This window comes from Azonexus sp. GW821-FHT04F04 (assembly GCF_059420025.1).
The window spans coordinates 111,983-128,962 of sequence record NZ_JBWKSX010000007.1; the positions used below are offsets into that span (position 1 = coordinate 111,983).

The following is a 16,980-nucleotide window of genomic DNA, read 5'->3' on the forward strand; positions in this document are numbered from 1 at the left end:
TTCTAGCGAAGGCTGACGCCTGCGGCGCTTTCCGAAAAGCCTTTCCAGAAGCCGGCAAAGGTGCTGGCGCCGAGGCGCTTGGCGAAACGTTCGGCAATGTTGTCCTTGACCGAATAGTCAAGGACCTTCTCGGCCTTGATGACATCACGAGCTACCGAATCGACGCTACCGAAATCGTCAGCCAGCCCAAGCTGGACGCTCTGTGAGCCTGTCCACATCAGACCCGAAAACATTTCAGGCGTTTCCTTGAGCCGCTTGCCTCGCCCGGTTTTGACGACGTCAATGAATTGCTGGTGAATGTCATTCAGTAAAGTCTGAGCGTGAGCCTTGTGTTGCGGCGCCTGAGGAGAAAATGGGTCGAGAAAACCCTTGTTTTCGCCAGCCGTCAGCAGGCGGCGCTCAACGCCAGCCTTATCCATCGTGCCGGTAAAGCCAAAACCGTCCATCAGCACACCAATTGAGCCGACAATGCTGGCCTTGTTGACGTAGATGCTGTCGGCTGCCACAGCGACGTAGTAACCACCGGAGGCGCACATATCTTCGACTACCGCGTACAAAAGCTTGTCCGGATGCTTGCCACGCAGGCGACGAATTTCGTCATTGATGATCCCCGCCTGGACTGGACTACCGCCGGGGCTGTTGATGCGCAAGATAATGCCAGCAACATTTTTTTCCTCAAAAGCGCTATTCAGTGCAGCGACGAGATTTTCTGCATTGCTCTCACCCTTGGCCTCAAGGACGCCATTGAGGTTAACCAGAGCAGTATGCCGCTCCTGATGCTCGGCACCAGCCCCCCAATCAACGACGGCAATCAATACGACCAGAAGGTAAACGAAGCCAAGTGCCTTGAAGGCGATTCCCCAGCGGCGCCGGGAGCGCTGCTCGTCGAGAGCGGCAAACACTAGCTTTTCGAGGGTTTTCCGTTCCCAGGCGGAGTCATTGTTGGGCGGTTGGGGGCTATCCATGATTGTTTTCTTGCTCTAAATAAATCTGTCCATCGATCTCTTGTACCTTCAGGGGTTTCAATCCCCTCCCCTGACAGCGGCCACTGAGACATCTGCCTGACTCAGGAGCATAAAGTGCGCCATGAATCGAGCAAATCAAGTATAGCTTGGAATCATCAAAGAATTCGCCGGGTTGCCAGTCAAGTTCAGCGGGAACGTGCCCGCACTCGTTCAGATAGGCATGTGCCAGCCCATGAAAGCGGATAACGAATGCCGGGGTCGTACGTCCGTGGCGCTCGACGGTGAATCGAAACCCTCGCCCGGTATTTTCAACCTCACTACCAGCGCAGATCAGGCGCAATCCCGCAGCCACTGATCCAGTTCCTTCACGCTATGCAGACAGGTTACCGGCTTGTGCTCCAGAAGGTGGTCGTGTGGATGGGCGCCATAGGTAACCGCCAGGCTGTCGACGCCAGCGTTGGTCGCCATCAGCAGATCATGCGACGTATCGCCGATCATGACCGTTGACTCCGCGGCTACGCCAAACTCAGCCATCAGTTCGAGCAGCATCTGTGGATGCGGCTTTGAATGGCACTCATCAGCGCAGCGAGATGCCTGGAACAGCGGACGCAATCCCGAATGATCGAGTGCTCGTTCAAGACCAAGTCTGCTCTTCCCCGTTGCCACCGCCAAAATATGTCCGGCTGCCTTGAGGCGTTGCAGCATCAGAGGCACACCTTCGAACAAGGACAGACTCTGATCGCCTGCCAGATAGTGATAACGATAGCGCTCGACCATGGCCTGCGTGCTATCGGGAGGCAAATCCGGTACGGCATGGCGCAAGGCATCCGCCAGCCCCAAACCAATGACGTGGCGGGCTCGGGCGTCATCTGGGACCGTCAAGCCGAGGTCACGGCAAGACGCCTGGATGGCGTGAACAATGGCGCCAGCCGAGTCGAGAAGCGTGCCATCCCAGTCAAAAACTACCAGTTCGTATTTCATCGTTTGCTTAATATCTCGTCCACATTATCGGATTTGAATTCTGGGTCGTTTTTCCGGTTGACCGTGGCAATGTAACTTCCGAAACTGTCCGGCAACGGTGCGATGCATTCGACTGGCGCAGCCGTCAACGGGTGGCGAAAAGCCATCCGCCAGGCATGCAAAGCCATGCGCTTCAGGCCATCGCGCTTGAGATTCTTGTTCAACGCGAAATCGCCGTATTTTTCATCACCGAGAATGGGAAAACCGAGATGCGCCAGATGAACGCGGATCTGGTGCGTGCGCCCGGTTTTCAACTGCGCTTCGAGCAGGCTCATATCCGACCAGCGAGCCAGCAAACGGAAGATGGTATGCGAAGCCTTACCCTCGGGATTGACCGAAACGCGGCGCTCCCCCCCCTCGGTCAGATACTTGTGCAGAGGTAACTTGACGTGCTGGGTAGTGTTCATCCAGCGCCCCTTGACCAGAACCAAGTAGCGCTTGTCAGCTCCAGCGCCATGTTCGCGGAACATGTCGTGAAGCGCAGTCAGGGCCAGTCGTTTCTTGCCAACGAGCAGCACGCCGGAAGTTTCTCGATCAAGTCGGTGCGCCAGTTCGAGAAACTTGGCTTGCGGCCGTTGCCGGCGCAATGCTTCGATCACACCAAAACTGACACCGCTGCCGCCATGGACGGCAATGCCTTCCGGCTTGTCGATGACGAGCATTGCCTCATCTTCAAAAATGATCGGCAAATCGACGCGTTCCTTGGCCACTTCGTCGACTTCAATTTGCGGCCGCTCGGCAATCCGAATAGGCGGAATTCGTACGTTGTCGCCGGCGCAAAGGCGATAGGTTGCATCAACCCGGCCGCTATTCACACGTACTTCTCCGCTCCGCAAAATCCGGTAGATATGGCTCTTCGGAACCCCCTTGCAACGTCGAATCAAAAAGTTGTCGAGGCGCTGCCCCTCTTCCTCTTCGCCGATCACCGCGTGCGTGACTGAATTGTTACCTACCCCGGTCATTTTCTAATATACTGCCTGCGTTCTACGTCTCGGTTTGCAAGAGATGCCGAACCGTCAGACCGTTTGTGACCTTGCGCTAAATGCGCGACCGCCAAGCGGCAGGCTCGAAAGTCTCACCTGTGCCAACTGCCCAGGCCAGACCAACGTAAAACGACTGGTTAAGTTCACTCACCAAAAGTAGTGATGTTAATGGATAAGCCCACTGTAAGCACGCACGGATTGCCCGTTGCAGGAATTTTCAGGTCGCGCATTTCAATAAAAAGCACGCGGCCGTTTGTTGATCAGCACATTCACCATCGCCTTTGCCAACCATTTATGACGCAACCCGAAAACTGAAACTGTCGCTGCCTGCCGGGCGTTTCGTTGTAGCGTGCTGCCGTGCGCTGGAGCCCGAAAATAATGAAACGCATGCTATTCAATGCGACACAGGCGGAAGAACTCCGTGTCGCCATTGTCGATGGTCAAAAACTGATTGATCTCGACATTGAGTCCGCCGCCAAGGAACAACGCAAAAGCAACATCTACAAGGGTGTAATTACCCGCATCGAACCGTCGCTCGAAGCCTGCTTCGTCGACTACGGTGCCGACCGCCACGGTTTTCTCCCCTTCAAGGAAGTCTCCCGCGCCTTCTTTTTGCCGGGCACAGAAGCCGGCCGCGCCCGAATTCAGGATGCGCTGAAGGAAGGCCAGGAACTGATTGTCCAGGTTGACAAAGACGAGCGTGGCAACAAGGGTGCAGCCCTGACCACCTACGTTTCCCTGGCCGGTCGTTATCTCGTACTGATGCCGAACAATCCGCGCGGCGGTGGTGTTTCCCGTCGCGTCGACGGTGACGAGCGCGCTGAGCTGCGTGACGTCATGGATCAGCTCGAAGTACCCAACGGCATGAGCCTGATCGCCCGCACTGCTGCCATCGGTCGTCAGGCCGAAGAACTGCAATGGGACTTGAACTACCTGCTGCAACTGTGGACCGCCATCGACGGTGCCGCCCAGCAGCAGAGTGGCGCCTTCCTGATCTATCTCGAAGGCAGTCTGGTGATTCGCGCCATCCGCGACTACTTCCAGCCGGATATCGGTGAGATCCTCATCGACACCGACGAAGTTTACGAACAGGCCCGCGCCTTCATGGGCACTGTCATGCCAGGCAACGTCAATCGCGTAAAACGCTACCGCGACGACGTGCCGCTGTTCTCGCGCTTCCAGATCGAACACCAGATCGAAACTGCCTTTGCCCGTCAGGTCAATCTGCCGTCTGGCGGCGCCATCGTCATCGACCACACTGAAGCGCTGGTCGCTGTCGACGTGAACTCCGGTCGCTCGACCAAGGGAGCTGATATCGAAGAAACCGCACTCAAGACCAACCAGGAGGCGGCCGACGAATTAGCCCGCCAACTGCGCTTGCGCGACCTTGGCGGCTTGATCGTTATCGACTTCATCGATATGGAAAGCCAGAAGAACCAGCGCGACGTCGAAAACCGCCTGCGCGACGGCCTTCGGTTTGACCGTGCCCGCGTTCAGATGGGCAAGATCAGCCGATTCGGCCTGATGGAACTGTCCCGTCAGCGCCTGCGCCCTGCCTTGGCCGAAACCAGCTACATCCCCTGCCCGCGTTGCACTGGCACCGGACACATCCGCTCGACCGAATCCGCTGCGCTGCATATCCTGCGCATTCTGGAAGAGGAGTCGATGAAGGAAAACACCGGCGCCGTTCATGTTCAGGTTCCAGTCGATGTGGCCACCTTCCTGCTCAATGAAAAGCGCCCGGACATCCAGGCGATCGAGTTGCGCCACAAGGTCACCATCCTGCTCATCCCGAACATCCATCTCGAAACGCCGGCCCATACCATCACCCGCCTGCGCCACGACGACCTGAATCAGGATGACATCCGCGAGCCGTCCTACCGCATGGTCGATATGCCTCTTGAGGAAGCCATCAAACAGGCGACCCAGCAAGAGATAGTCAAACCCCGGCAGGAGGCGGCAATCAAGGGTATTTCGCCCGATCAGCCCGCGCCTAACCTCCCGGAAAAGACAGAGGCACCGGTCGCAGCACCGGTCCAGCCGGAAGCCGGTATTTTCTCCAAGCTGTTTTCGTGGCTCCGCGCTCCGGCAAAGCCGGTCGAAACGGTTGTTGCGCCGGAACCGGCGAAGAAGCCCCGCGAAGGTCGCGGTGATGGTCGTCGAGACCGCGATGGTCGTCGTGGCGGCCGTAACGGTAACAAGCGCGATGAAGAACGTGGAGACCGCGGCGAACGTAACAAGGATCGCGGCAACCGCAATGAACGTGGTGCAGAAAAGGCACCTTCAGACGAGTCGACCGCAGGCAACACCGAACGTCAGGAACGCCGTCCGCGTGGTGAGCGCAAGGGGCGTGGTGAACGTCCGCAAGCAGAGGCGGTTGAGAACAAGCTGGCGCAACAGGCATCAGGTGCGGATTTGTCCGCATCAGTCACCCCGCTGACCGGCAACGAAGCGCAAGAGGCCAATGGCAGCGAAGAACAAGGCAATCGCCGTCGCGGCCGTCGTGGCGGTCGCGGTCGTGGTGAGCGTCGCACCGAAACAGAGACTGTGGCACCTGCTGTTGAAACTGGCGAGATAGTTACCCCGGTTCAGGAAAATGTAGAAGCAGCCAGTCAGGAACCGGTGATCATTGTCATCCCCGCAGCCGAACCGGTCGCCGCGGTCGAGGCCATCGCACCGGCAATCGAGTCAACTCCGGTAATGGTTGAGCCCGAAATTGCAGTTCCTGACGCTGTTATCGCACCTGCGCAAGCCGAACCGGAACCTGCACCGGTTCAGGCAGCAGTAATTGAGGCTGCGGCTGTCGAAACGATTGCTGTCATCACTCCACCAATCGCCGAAACCGTTGCCGTCCAGTCAACCGTTGTTGCTCCTGAACCGATTGACCTAACCTCGGCTTTGGCTGAAAGCGGATTGGTTCTGGTTCAGACAACCGCACCTGCTGTCGCCATTGCCCAAGCTGAACCTCCGGTCAAACTGGGACGTCCGCGCAAGCAACGGTCCGTTACCGAGCAAACCGAAAACGAGCCGCTCGTGATGGTTGAAACGGGCAAATAATACGTCGATGACGTAACAAAGAAGGGGCTCCCGTGGGAGCCCCTTCTTATTCCTGGTGCCGCCTCAGGAATCTTCCAGTTTCTTTTTTATTTCCTCGACCAGACCCAGCGAAGCATCCTCGACCATGTCCAGGACGAGGTCAAAACCATGGCCCAAGCCATAGTACGGATCGGGCACTTCGTCATCGTCAAAATTCTGGGAGTACTCCATGAACAATCCGATGCGCTTCTGTTGTTCCGGCGTGGCCATGCGCATCAGGGTATCCAGATTGCTCTTGTCCATGGCCAGGATTAGATCGAAATAGTCGAGATCCTGCCTGGCAACCTTTCTAGCACGTAGCTGGGAAAGGTTGTAGCCCCGTGCAGATGCAGCCCGCTGCGTCCGAGAGTCGGGAGCTTCGCCAACGTGATAGCCGTGCGTTCCAGCAGAATCAACTTCAACTTTGCTACCCAAATTATTGATTTTTATAAAATATCGAAAAACCACCTCAGCTGTCGGCGATCTGCAAATGTTGCCCATGCAGACAAGTAGCACGCGATAGCTCATATCGTCTCTCCGTCAGGGTCGTGTTGCGCCGCACCGAACACCCGCTCCCTGAGCCGGAAAAGTTCGTCGCGGGCTGCCGCCGCTTTTTCGAATTCCAGGTTTCTCGCGCACTCCAGCATCGATTTCTCGAGCCGCTTGATTTCCCTGGCCACTGTCTTTTCATCCATGGCCTCGTATACGGCCAGTTGCTGAGCGGCCTTCTGCTCGGTCTGGGCCGATTCTGCATCATAAACGCCATCGATGATGTCCTTGATCTTCTTGGACACACCGCGCGGTGTGATGCCGTGCTCCAGATTGAAGGCAATTTGCTTCTCTCGCCGCCGCCCTGTTTCAGCAATGGCGTACTGCATTGACCGTGTAATCGTATCAGCATACAGGATTGCGGTGCCATGGATATGGCGCGCCGCACGGCCAATTGTCTGAATTAATGATCGCTCTGAACGCAGAAAACCTTCCTTGTCAGCATCGAGGATAGCAACCAGGGAAACCTCCGGAATATCCAGCCCTTCACGCAGCAGATTGATGCCGACGAGAACATCGAACTCCCCCAGGCGCAGGTCGCGAATGATTTCGACCCGCTCGACAGTATCAATGTCGGAGTGCAGATAGCGAACCTTGATGCCGTTGTCGGCAAGAAAATCCGTCAAGTCCTCGGACATGCGCTTGGTCAGCGTTGTAACCAGCACCCGCTCACCAACCGCCACTCGCTTGCTAATTTCTGCCAGAAGATCGTCAACCTGAGTCGATGCCGGCCGAACAATTACCTCGGGATCAATCAAGCCAGTTGGCCGGGCAACCTGCTCAACCACCTGCCCTGCGTGCTGTTGCTCATAATCGGCCGGCGTGGCCGAAACAAAGATGGTCTGGCGCATATGCGCCTCGAACTCATTGAACTGTAACGGACGGTTATCAAGTGCTGACGGGAGACGGAAGCCGTAATCGACCAGGTTCTCCTTGCGCGAGCGGTCACCCTTGTACATCCCGCCAACCTGGCCAATGCTGACATGCGACTCGTCAATGAACATCAGCGCATCAGCCGGAAGGTAGTCAATCAGCGTCGGCGGCGACTCACCCGCCTTGCGCCCGGAAAAATGTCGCGAGTAATTCTCGATACCTTTGCAGAAGCCGATCTGATCGAGCATTTCCAGGTCAAATCGGGTGCGCTGCTCGATGCGCTGCGCCTCTACCAACTTGTTGTTGCGGGTAAAAAAGTCGATGCGTTCGCGCAACTCATCCTTGATTGCCTCGATGGCACGCAGGACGGTGTCCCGCGGAGTGACATAGTGCGACGCGGGGAAGACCGTGAAACGGAGCGCCTTGTGCAGCAAATGGCCGGTCAGCGGATCGAAAAACTGCAGCGCTTCAACCTCGTCATCGAATAGCGAAACACGAATGGCATGCTCGGCATGCTCAGCTGGAAAGATGTCGATGATATCGCCCCGCACACGAAACGTACCTCGATGAAAGTCCATCTCGTTTCGCTCGTACTGCATGTCGGTCAGTCGCTTGACGATGGCCCGCTGATCGAACCGGTCGCCAACGCGCATGGTCAGGATCATGTTGTGGTATTCGTCGCGATCACCGATGCCGTAAATGCAGGACACTGTAGCAACGATAACGACGTCCCGCCGTTCGATCAGGCTTTTCGTTGCCGACAGACGCATCTGTTCGATGTGCTCGTTGATCGAGCTGTCCTTCTCAATAAACAGGTCACGGGACGGTACGTAGGCTTCCGGTTGATAGTAGTCGTAGTAGGAAACAAAGTACTCAACAGCGTTCTCGGGAAAAAACTCCTTGAATTCGGAATACAACTGAGCCGCCAGCGTCTTGTTCGGCGCCAGCACCAGTGCGGGACGACCTGTACGCGCGATGACGTTGGCCATCGTATAGGTTTTGCCGGAGCCCGTGACGCCAAGCAAGGTCTGGAACGACAGGCCGTCTTCCAGCCCCTCGACCAGCAACTTGATCGCCTCTGGCTGGTCGCCCGCCGGAGGAAAGGGTTGGTGCAGTCGAAATGGGCTGCCATCAAAGCAGACAACCGGAATGATGTTGTTGGTTTCGCTCATGCTAAAATTCTTAGGTTTTTCGTCGCACGGCAAATCGGCTGCGCGAACATTGTTTGTATTATTTCACGGAGTTCCTATGTCCTCTTCGATCTTCGCTGCGGTGGAAATGGCCCCGCGCGATCCTATCCTCGGTCTGAATGAAGCCTTCAATGCCGATGCGCGCACCACCAAGGTCAACCTCGGTGTCGGCGTGTATTTTGACGACAACGGCAAGATCCCCCTGTTGGCCGCGGTCAAGGCCGCCGAGGATGCCCGCGTGAAAGCTGCCTTGCCGCGCGGTTATCAGCCGATCGAAGGCAATCCGGCCTACAACACTGCGGTACAGAACCTGCTGCTCGGCAAGGACTCAGCCTTGATCGCCAACGGTCAGGTTATCACTGCTCAAGCCCTGGGTGGCACCGGCGCCCTCAAAATTGGTGCCGACTATCTGAAGCGCCTGAACCCGGATGCCAAGGTCTATATCAGCGATCCGTCCTGGGAAAATCACCGCGCCCTGTTCGAATCTGCCGGCTTCGCTGTTGAAAATTACCCTTACTACGATGCCGCGACGCGCGGTGTCAATTTCGCCGGCATGAAAGCCTGCCTGAACGGCCTGGCTGCCGGCTCGATCATCTTGCTGCATGCCTGCTGCCACAACCCGACTGGCGCCGACCTGTCGGATGTCCAGTGGGCCGAAATCGTCGCCATCTGCCAGGATCGCGGCCTTGTTCCTTTCCTCGACATGGCCTATCAGGGCTTTGCCGACGGCATCGATGCCGATGCTGTGGCAGTTCGTGCCTTCTCGGCTTCCGGCCTGCAATTCTTCGCCTCCAGCTCGTTCTCCAAGAACTTCTCGCTGTACGGCGAGCGCGTTGGCGCACTGTCCATTGTCACCGCCGGCAAGGAAGAATCTGCCCGCGTCATGTCGCAAGTCAAACGCGTTATCCGTACCAACTACTCCAACCCGCCGACCCATGGTGGCGCACTGGTAGCTGGCGTTCTCGCCTCTGCAGAGCTGCGCCAGATGTGGGAGACCGAACTGGCAGGCATGCGTGACCGCATCCGTGCCATGCGTACCGGCCTGGTCGATGCCATCAAGGCCCAAGGAGTTGCGCAGGACTTTTCGTTCGTTGCCCAGCAGCGCGGCATGTTCTCCTACACCGGCCTGACCGTTGCCCAAGTTGATCGCATGCGTGAAGAGTTCGGTATCTACGCCGTATCAACCGGACGTATTTGTCTGGCTGCGTTGAATACCAAGAACCTGGATTACGTGGCCAAGGCAATTGCGGCAGTCACCAAGGCCTGACCGCTTAGGTAGCCAAACACGAAAAGGGCGGAACTCCGGTTCCGCCCTTTTTTATTTTCGGGTTGTCGCGCTCAGGTCAGGCAGAGTACCAAAAACATGAACTGACGCATTTTGGCTGGAGACTGATGTCTGCATGGTGACAGCCATATTGCCATCGACCTGCCCGCTACGTCCGGAAGTGAACTGACCAACCGCGGTCACCATCCCAGCGTCCATCCTGACATCGCGACCGACAACCTGCTTCGGTGTGATATTTATCGTCGAACGCAACCGGTCGAATTTGGTTGAGCCTGCACGCACCTCGGACACACCACTGCGCCGAACCGCCTCGCCAAGGTCTACGCCATGCAAGGTGCCGCGGGTAATTTCCGTGCTCAACACTGCCTCAACATTGCCCCACAGCCCATCCCAGTCAGGTGCGCTGGAACGCAGACGTATCGTCCCGCTCATATCACCGTCTATTTTGAGGGAAGGCGCAAAAGCGCCGCTAACCTTGCGGCTATCGAGCCGGCTCAAAGTGCCATCGCCCGCCATTGACAAGCCATTGCTCCAGTCGAGAAGCCAGTTTCCTCGCAGAATGCCGCCCAGGAAAGTGGTATCGATGTTTTGAATCAGCAACTTGTTCTTTTGCAACAGCCCTTTGGCTTGCAGAGATGCGAATGAAACCGCTGTTCCCATCGGTGCCCAAGCCCGTCCTTCAATGCTCAGAGCCACTCCCTGTTCACCGGGTTGGGCATAGACGAGCATGCTGCGGTCGACTGTCTCAAATGTTGCTTTTTCAAGGGCTCCGTCAGGGTGAAATGCAAGCTCGCCAAAAAGATCGCGGAAAACAAGACTGTCACCCAGCCCCAGTTGCAAATGGTCGACGACCAATTTTTTGATGATCAGCCCCTGACTGCCAGCCACTCCCCCCATGAACATTGGGAAGGCCAGAAGATGATTGGCTGGCAATGCAGCTCCCGAAACCTCAACTTTTGCCACGTGATATGGCGGATTGCCCAGCAGTGAAAGAGGCGACGAAATACGGACTTCGGCAATCCTTCCTCCCGCCGATTCACCAATATTTACCCCCGTCAGCTTTAGCGAAGGACTCGGAAAAAGCGCTACACCGACCTGGTCAATTTTGACCGTGGCATTGAGCATCCGCGTCGCTGATGCCTCGATAGCCGGCTTGAACTGCTCATAGGGATAGAAAACAACCGTTGCAAGCAGAAGTGACAGGATCGCCACAACCGCCAAAAGCGCCTTGCGCCCCGTTGACATGCCTTGCTGGTACGGATGAAATTCTGGATCGCGGCTTTCAGCAACAACTGGTTGAACCGCTTCACTTCCTGACTGGGTTGGGGAAGGAAGAATTGGCTTGCCGAATGAGGAAAAATTGCTCGCCGCGCTCTCACCCCTCTTTGACTCCGGGCCCAGTGACTTGGGCCCAAAAGTCGAAAACTCCGACATCGGAGGAATCGGCGATAACTTTTCCTGCGCGGCCTCCTGACGAGCCGCTTTTTTGCTTTCTTCCCATACCGACACTGCTGCAATGGTCGGCGCGATATAGCCGCCTTCTTCAAGTTCGCGCAACGCTGATTGAACCAGCCGGGGATTTCCGATTTTTGCGGTCAACTCCTCAACGCTCATTTTTCCGTCGACCTGCACCAAAACCATACGCAGATTGCGCTGAACAACGCGTGTGCTCTGGCGAACCGCCTCATCGCCAATCGGCGTTTTTGCATAAACCAAATTGGAATCCATAAACCTGATTTTTCTTCTTAAAAAACCACAAGATGCTTGACAGCAGAGGATTCTACTCCTATAATGCGCATCTCTGTTCCTCGATAGCTCAGTTGGTAGAGCGCCGGACTGTTAATCCGTAGGTCCCTGGTTCGAGCCCAGGTCGGGGAGCCAGAAAAACACATCAGAAAGCCCAGCCAAATTGGTTGGGCTTTTTGTTTTGTTGTGTCAATTTCATGCCCTCCCCGTTTTTATTGCCATACTGCGAAATGTTGAAGCGGAGATCATAGCATCATCCTCATGGCATCTCTGAACCGAGCGGTTTCCTGGCCATTCCGATGCGCACACACCGGTAGCCCGAGGGATCATTTTCTCGCGGCAAGAAACTTTCTGGATTTTTGATGTCTCTACTTGTTCGAGGGCGGTCACCCATCGATAATCGCCGTCCTGACAGTAGCTCTACTCCTTGTAGGCCATCATGAATCGTTCGCCATGCAAAACGAAACACTTCGACAGGAAGTGACACCTGTCGGCCTTGCCGACTTCACGCCACGCATCGACCCCGCGGCAATGGGGCACCAGGAAGGCACTCTGCTCGATAAATACGGGCGGCGCATTTCCTACGTTCGCCTATCCATTACCGACCGCTGCGATTTCCGATGCACGTATTGCATGGCCGAGGAAATGACATTTCTGCCACGCCAGTCGGTGATGAGTCTTGAGGAGTGCTTGCGCGTTGCTTCGGTGTTCGTCGGCCTGGGCGTCACCAAACTGCGGATCACGGGTGGTGAGCCACTCGTCCGCAAGGATGCCATGTGGCTGATTGAGCGCTTGGGCGCCCTGCCCGGTCTGGAAAATCTGGTCCTGACCACCAACGGTTCCCAGCTCGACCGATTTGCTGCCCCTTTGCGAGCAGCCGGCGTCAAGCGCATCAACATCAGCCTCGACACCTTGAATCCGGAACGCTTCCGGAAGATCACCCGGATCGGCGATCTGGCCAAGGTGCTGCGCGGTATCGAAGCGGCCCGAGAAGCCGGATTTCGGCGCACCAAGCTCAATGCCGTGATGATGCGCGGCACCAACGACGACGAATTCGTCGATCTGGTCAGCTTCGCCATCAAAAATGAACTGGATATTTCGTTTATAGAGGAAATGCCGCTGGGCGAAATTCACGGGCGCAGCAATACCTATATTTCGTCCGAGGAAACGCGGGAAATGCTGTCGCGCCATTTCGAGCTGATTCCATCGACGGAAGATTCCGGTGGGCCGGCCCGTTATTGGCGCATTCCTGGTAGCGAATCACGCGTCGGCTTCATCTCTCCGCACAGCCACAATTTTTGCGATAGCTGCAACCGTGTCCGGATTACTGCCAAGGGTGAGCTTTACCCATGCCTCGGCCAGAACGATGCAGCCAATCTGCTGCCCGCGCTACGCGCCAGTAATGACGATGCTGCCCTGCGCCAGGCAATCATCGATAGCATGGGCATAAAGCCCTACGGGCACGATTTTACACAGCAAATGGATGCACCGCAGGTCGTCCGCTTCATGTCGATGACCGGCGGCTGATTTCGATTTTGGCCGTTTTTTCCGGTTGACCGTGGAATTTACGGATAAACCTTGCAGAAGCCGATGGCGTTGATCGGCGTCGTAAATTGGCCGAGCAAGGTAAAGAAAAGCGACAACAAAAGCAAAAAGGCGACCCAACGGGCCGCCTTTTTGTGCTGTCCGACCCAGTTGCGACAGGGTTGGCAGAAACTCATGCTACATCCTTACAGGCCGCGCACCGCGCGCTTGCGCTCGATTTCGGTCAGGTAACGTTTGCGCAGACGAATCGACTTCGGCGTCAGTTCGACCAGCTCGTCTTCTTCGATGAACTCGACGGCGGCTTCCAGACTGAGCTGGACAGCCGGCACCAGGCGAACCGCTTCATCGGTACCGGAGGCACGGACGTTGGTCAGTTGCTTGCCCTTGATCGGATTGACCACGAGGTCGTTTTCACGGCTGTGGATACCGATGATCATGCCTTCGTACAGCTTGTCGCCCGGCACCACGAACATGCGGCCGCGATCCTGCAGCTTCCACAGCGCGTAGGCGACGGCTTCGCCGTTGTCCTGGGAGATCAGCACGCCGTTACGACGCTCGGCAACAGTACCGTCCTTGACCGGAGCGTATTCGTCGAAAACGTGGCTCATCAGGCCGTTGCCGCGGGTCAGGTTCATGAATTCGCCCTGGAAACCGATCAGGCCACGGGCCGGGATGCGGTATTCGATACGGACGCGACCGCGACCATCCGGCACCATGTCCTGCAGGTCGCCACGACGCATGCCGAGGCTTTCCATGACGCCGCCCTGGGTGTCTTCTTCGACGTCAACCGTCAGCAGTTCATACGGCTCGCACTCGACGCCGTTGATGGTCTTCTTGACGACGCGCGGACGACCGACGGCCAGTTCATAGCCTTCGCGACGCATGTTTTCGAGCAGGATGCCGAGGTGCAGTTCGCCACGGCCAGCCACGTCGAAAACATCGCCGTTACCGGTGTCATGCACACGCAGCGCCATGTTGGTCAGCAGTTCTTTGTGCAGGCGATCACGGATCTGGCGGCTGGTAACGAACTTGCCTTCGGTACCAGCCAGCGGGCTGGTATTGACCATGAACTGCATGGACAGCGTCGGCTCATCGATCTTCAGCAACGGCAGCGATTCCGGTTGTTCCGGATCGGTCACGGTACAACCCAGAACCAGATCTTCGATACCGGTGATCTGGACGATGTCGCCAGCGTGGCCCTCTTCCAACTCGATCTTGTTCAGGCCCTTGTAGCCGAAAACCTGACCAATCTTGGCCTTGATCGGAGTGCGCTCGTGTTCGGCAGCCTCTTCTTCGGTACCGAACATGACCAGCACGTTCTGACCGGTCTTGACCTTGCCCCGATTGATCTTGCCGACGCCGATACGACCAACGTAGGAGGAGTAATCGAGGGCAGTAATTTGTAGTTGCAGCGGAGCTTCGATATCGGTATCTGGAGCCGGCACGTGACGCAGAATCGTGTCGAACAGCGGAATCATGTTTTCGCGTGGCTGATCCAGTTCCATGGCCGCCCAGCCGTTGAGGCCGGAAGCGTAAACGATCGGGAAGTCCAGTTGTTCGTCAGTCGCGCCGAGCTTGTCGAACAGGTCGAAAGTCAGATTGACGGCCTGATCAGGATCGGCGCCATCACGGTCAACCTTGTTGACCAGCACGATCGGACGCAGGCCGAGAGCGAGTGCCTTCTTGGTGACGAAACGGGTCTGCGGCATCGGGCCTTCGGCGGCATCGACCAGCAGGACCACGCCATCGACCATGCCGAGCACGCGCTCGACTTCACCACCGAAGTCCGCGTGTCCCGGGGTATCGACGATGTTGATGTGAACGCCCTGGTACTCGACCGCGGTGTTCTTGGAAAGGATCGTGATGCCACGCTCTTTTTCCAGGTCGTTGGAGTCCATGACACACTCGACCAGTTGTTGGTGAGCAGCGAAGGTGCCGGACTGGCGGAGCAATTGGTCGACCAGGGTGGTTTTACCGTGGTCAACGTGCGCGATGATGGCGATGTTGCGGATCGGACGAGCGGACATGGGAAGGCCTGAAAAATCAAAGGCGTGATTCTATCACCGATGGTGCGCCGCAACATCCCCAGCCGGCTTTTTATCCTTCTTTATTGCGCATAAAGTCGGCCGTATTGAAGAAATTGGTCAGCAGCACCTTGCGAACATCTTCGCTCAGACCAACATCCTCCATCGCCAACACCATGCAGGCGACCCACTGGTCGCGCTCCTTCGTGCCGATGGCGAAGGGCATGTGGCGCGCACGCAGCTTTGGATGGCCGAATTTCTCGACAAAGAGATCCGGGCCACCGAACCAGCCGGAAAGAAACATGAAGAGTTTGTCCCGGGAACCCGAAAGATCGGCCGGATGCATGGCCCGCAGCTCCGCAAAATGGGAAGTGGTGTCCATCAATTCGTAAAACCGCGCGGTCAGCTTGGCAACAGTGGCTTCGCCACCGATTTTTTCATAGGTCGTGGGCGTAGTGGCCTGGTCGGTCATCAATCAACTCGCAGTAGTTCGTAAGAAAGCTGTCAAGTGTAACGGAGGCCAGGGCAAATGCCGAGAACCTGGTTCAGACCGAGAAGCCTGCACTTTCGGCATGCAGAATGCCGCCTCGCCCATATTCCGCCTTGCTGCGGTACATGGCCTTGTCAACCGAGGCGATGACGGATTCCAGATCGCTGCCATGTTCCGGGTAGTTGCCGACGCCAATCGAAACATTGAAATCGATATTGTTCTGCCTTGCCCAGTCGTTGATTTGCTGGCGCACACGCTGCGCGACAATTTCACCGCCCTCCTGCGTGGTCCGCGGCAGGACAAGCAGGAACTCGTCACCCCCATAGCGCGCCACCAGATCGATATCGCGAACGTTGTCGAGAATGCGTTCGGCCACGGCAACCAGCACTTTGTCGCCGACATGATGACCATGCGTATCGTTCACGCTCTTGAAACCATCCAGATCAGCAAACAGCACGACAATCCTGCCGCCATGCGCCGCAGGGGACTGGAAAAGCTGGGAAGCTCTTTCGATCAATGCTCGCCGGTTGAGCATGCCGGTCAACGCATCAACATTTCTTTCGTGCGAGAGTTTCTGGCGAGCCCGTTCGATCTTGGCTGTCAGCGAATAGGAGTAGAGAACAACAATGGCAAAGAACACCAGGAAAAAGATGGCACTGACCGAGAAGATGGCGAGGTAATCGGGCAATCGCAGCCAGACTATGAGGATCGAAGCCCCCAAACTACCGATGACAGCTTCGCCAAAAAGCCTGAGACCGTAACGCATGCCGTTACCAAGGATGACCATCAGGAAAACGAGGAAACCCGGTGAGCTCAGCGTCGAATCAGCCAGCGCGGCGAATGAAGCAGCAGCAATGTCGACCCACATGGTCAGTCGCTGGCGCCACGGAGCGTGCGGCACACGCGTTGCATGCCACATAAAAAACAGGATCTCCATGCCATAAATTGTCATTACGACATTGACGACGGGCAGGCTTGCCCATGAGCGAACCTGAGCTTCGCCACCAAAGTTGAAATACATCAGCGCCAGGATACAAAACAGCAAGCGCGTCCAGTATTGCGCCCGCTGATCCTCCCATGACAGGCGATGCGGCGCCCCGTCGAGCAGGTGAAGATCAAGACGCTGGGCGAAACCGGGCCGCCGATCGGTCATCCGTCGACCATGGCAACCGCCCCTCTCGTGGTCTCGTCCTCTGTACATGTCTGCTCCGGCCATCCTGTCTTGATGCCGCACA

At 56.8% G+C, this 16,980-nt stretch carries 14 protein-coding genes and 1 tRNA gene; 4 read left to right on the plus strand and 11 right to left on the minus strand.

Annotated features, from left to right (window positions below):
• Nucleotides 1–2 precede the first annotated feature (2 nt).
• Genes AC07TV_RS14545 through AC07TV_RS14560 form a run of 4 tightly spaced genes read right to left on the minus strand, consistent with a single transcriptional unit; the run spans nucleotide 3 to nucleotide 2,947 of the window.
• Nucleotides 3–965 carry a S49 family peptidase gene (locus AC07TV_RS14545; protein WP_494649088.1) on the minus strand — a complete coding sequence of 321 codons (963 nt, stop codon included), beginning with the start codon at nucleotides 963–965 and terminating at the stop codon, nucleotides 3–5.
• The gene (locus tag AC07TV_RS14550; RefSeq protein ID WP_494649089.1) at nucleotides 958–1,317 is read right to left on the minus strand and encodes a Rieske (2Fe-2S) protein; all 360 of its coding nucleotides are present in this window, start codon (nucleotides 1,315–1,317) and stop codon (nucleotides 958–960) included. The genes AC07TV_RS14545 and AC07TV_RS14550 overlap by 8 nt, the downstream gene beginning before the upstream one ends.
• On the minus strand, nucleotides 1,296–1,946 hold the full coding sequence (locus AC07TV_RS14555) for an HAD family hydrolase (RefSeq protein ID WP_494649090.1): 651 nt from the start codon (nucleotides 1,944–1,946) through the stop codon (nucleotides 1,296–1,298). Before AC07TV_RS14555 ends, AC07TV_RS14550 begins: the two co-directional genes overlap by 22 nt.
• Nucleotides 1,943–2,947 carry an RluA family pseudouridine synthase gene (locus AC07TV_RS14560; protein ID WP_494649091.1) on the minus strand — a complete coding sequence of 335 codons (1,005 nt, stop codon included), beginning with the start codon at nucleotides 2,945–2,947 and terminating at the stop codon, nucleotides 1,943–1,945. Before AC07TV_RS14560 ends, AC07TV_RS14555 begins: the two co-directional genes overlap by 4 nt.
• Before the next feature lie 399 nt (nucleotides 2,948–3,346).
• On the opposite strand from AC07TV_RS14560, the gene AC07TV_RS14565 reads away from it, so the two are divergent.
• Nucleotides 3,347–6,025, plus strand: a complete 2,679-nt coding sequence (locus AC07TV_RS14565) for an Rne/Rng family ribonuclease (RefSeq protein WP_494649092.1) — start codon at nucleotides 3,347–3,349, stop codon at nucleotides 6,023–6,025.
• A 63-nt stretch (nucleotides 6,026–6,088) separates the two neighbouring features.
• Here the strand turns inward: AC07TV_RS14565 and AC07TV_RS14570 are convergent, their stop codons facing one another.
• Together AC07TV_RS14570 and uvrB are read right to left on the minus strand one after the other, a co-directional pair.
• A complete protein-coding gene (locus tag AC07TV_RS14570; protein ID WP_494649093.1) occupies nucleotides 6,089–6,571 on the minus strand; it encodes a low molecular weight protein-tyrosine-phosphatase in 483 nt (160 codons plus the stop codon).
• Nucleotides 6,568–8,637 carry an excinuclease ABC subunit UvrB gene (gene uvrB / locus AC07TV_RS14575; protein ID WP_494649094.1) on the minus strand — a complete coding sequence of 690 codons (2,070 nt, stop codon included), beginning with the start codon at nucleotides 8,635–8,637 and terminating at the stop codon, nucleotides 6,568–6,570. The genes AC07TV_RS14570 and uvrB overlap by 4 nt, the downstream gene beginning before the upstream one ends.
• A 76-nt stretch (nucleotides 8,638–8,713) precedes the next feature.
• On the opposite strand from uvrB, the gene AC07TV_RS14580 reads away from it, so the two are divergent.
• Nucleotides 8,714–9,922 carry an amino acid aminotransferase gene (locus AC07TV_RS14580; RefSeq protein ID WP_494649095.1) on the plus strand — a complete coding sequence of 403 codons (1,209 nt, stop codon included), beginning with the start codon at nucleotides 8,714–8,716 and terminating at the stop codon, nucleotides 9,920–9,922.
• A gap of 51 nt (nucleotides 9,923–9,973) precedes the next feature.
• Here AC07TV_RS14580 and AC07TV_RS14585 read toward each other — a convergent pair whose 3' ends face one another.
• A complete protein-coding gene (locus AC07TV_RS14585; RefSeq protein WP_494649096.1) occupies nucleotides 9,974–11,668 on the minus strand; it encodes a hypothetical protein in 1,695 nt (564 codons plus the stop codon).
• 77 nt (nucleotides 11,669–11,745) lie between these two features.
• On the opposite strand from AC07TV_RS14585, the gene AC07TV_RS14590 reads away from it, so the two are divergent.
• Nucleotides 11,746–11,821, plus strand: a tRNA-Asn gene (locus AC07TV_RS14590).
• Nucleotides 11,822–12,139: 318 nt separating this feature from the next.
• Nucleotides 12,140–13,213: a GTP 3',8-cyclase MoaA gene (gene moaA, locus AC07TV_RS14595; protein WP_494649097.1), complete on the plus strand. Its 1,074-nt coding sequence runs from the start codon at nucleotides 12,140–12,142 to the stop codon at nucleotides 13,211–13,213.
• 38 nt (nucleotides 13,214–13,251) lie between these two features.
• On the opposite strand, the gene AC07TV_RS14600 is transcribed toward moaA, so the two are convergent.
• The 4 genes from AC07TV_RS14600 to AC07TV_RS14615 form a co-directional block, all read right to left on the minus strand.
• Nucleotides 13,252–13,407: a hypothetical protein gene (locus AC07TV_RS14600; protein ID WP_226495115.1), complete on the minus strand. Its 156-nt coding sequence runs from the start codon at nucleotides 13,405–13,407 to the stop codon at nucleotides 13,252–13,254.
• Between the two features lie 9 nt (nucleotides 13,408–13,416).
• Complete coding sequence (typA, locus tag AC07TV_RS14605; protein ID WP_226451612.1) at nucleotides 13,417–15,258, minus strand: translational GTPase TypA; 1,842 nt, start codon at nucleotides 15,256–15,258, stop codon at nucleotides 13,417–13,419.
• A 70-nt stretch (nucleotides 15,259–15,328) separates the two neighbouring features.
• Complete coding sequence (locus tag AC07TV_RS14610) at nucleotides 15,329–15,727, minus strand: group II truncated hemoglobin (RefSeq protein WP_494649098.1); 399 nt, start codon at nucleotides 15,725–15,727, stop codon at nucleotides 15,329–15,331.
• A 73-nt stretch (nucleotides 15,728–15,800) separates the two neighbouring features.
• Entirely contained in the window at nucleotides 15,801–16,946 is a 1,146-nt protein-coding gene (locus AC07TV_RS14615; protein WP_494649099.1) for a GGDEF domain-containing protein, read from the minus strand.
• Between the last annotated feature and the right edge of the window lie 34 nt (nucleotides 16,947–16,980).

Excerpts from the sequence above, each read along its gene's own strand:
- AC07TV_RS14545 (WP_494649088.1), bottom strand. The coding sequence starts at position 965 with ATGGATAGCCCCCAACCGCCCAACAATGACTCCGCCTGGGAACGGAAA.
- AC07TV_RS14555 (WP_494649090.1), bottom strand. The coding sequence starts at position 1,946 with ATGAAATACGAACTGGTAGTTTTTGACTGGGATGGCACGCTTCTCGAC.
- AC07TV_RS14560 (WP_494649091.1), bottom strand. The coding sequence starts at position 2,947 with ATGACCGGGGTAGGTAACAATTCAGTCACGCACGCGGTGATCGGCGAA.
- AC07TV_RS14565 (WP_494649092.1), top strand. The coding sequence starts at position 3,347 with ATGAAACGCATGCTATTCAATGCGACACAGGCGGAAGAACTCCGTGTC.
- AC07TV_RS14570 (WP_494649093.1), bottom strand. The coding sequence starts at position 6,571 with ATGAGCTATCGCGTGCTACTTGTCTGCATGGGCAACATTTGCAGATCG.
- uvrB (WP_494649094.1), bottom strand. The coding sequence starts at position 8,637 with ATGAGCGAAACCAACAACATCATTCCGGTTGTCTGCTTTGATGGCAGC.
- AC07TV_RS14580 (WP_494649095.1), top strand. The coding sequence starts at position 8,714 with ATGTCCTCTTCGATCTTCGCTGCGGTGGAAATGGCCCCGCGCGATCCT.
- AC07TV_RS14585 (WP_494649096.1), bottom strand. The coding sequence starts at position 11,668 with ATGGATTCCAATTTGGTTTATGCAAAAACGCCGATTGGCGATGAGGCG.
- moaA (WP_494649097.1), top strand. The coding sequence starts at position 12,140 with ATGCAAAACGAAACACTTCGACAGGAAGTGACACCTGTCGGCCTTGCC.
- AC07TV_RS14600 (WP_226495115.1), bottom strand. The coding sequence starts at position 13,407 with ATGAGTTTCTGCCAACCCTGTCGCAACTGGGTCGGACAGCACAAAAAG.
- typA (WP_226451612.1), bottom strand. The coding sequence starts at position 15,258 with ATGTCCGCTCGTCCGATCCGCAACATCGCCATCATCGCGCACGTTGAC.
- AC07TV_RS14610 (WP_494649098.1), bottom strand. The coding sequence starts at position 15,727 with ATGACCGACCAGGCCACTACGCCCACGACCTATGAAAAAATCGGTGGC.
- AC07TV_RS14615 (WP_494649099.1), bottom strand. The coding sequence starts at position 16,946 with ATGTACAGAGGACGAGACCACGAGAGGGGCGGTTGCCATGGTCGACGG.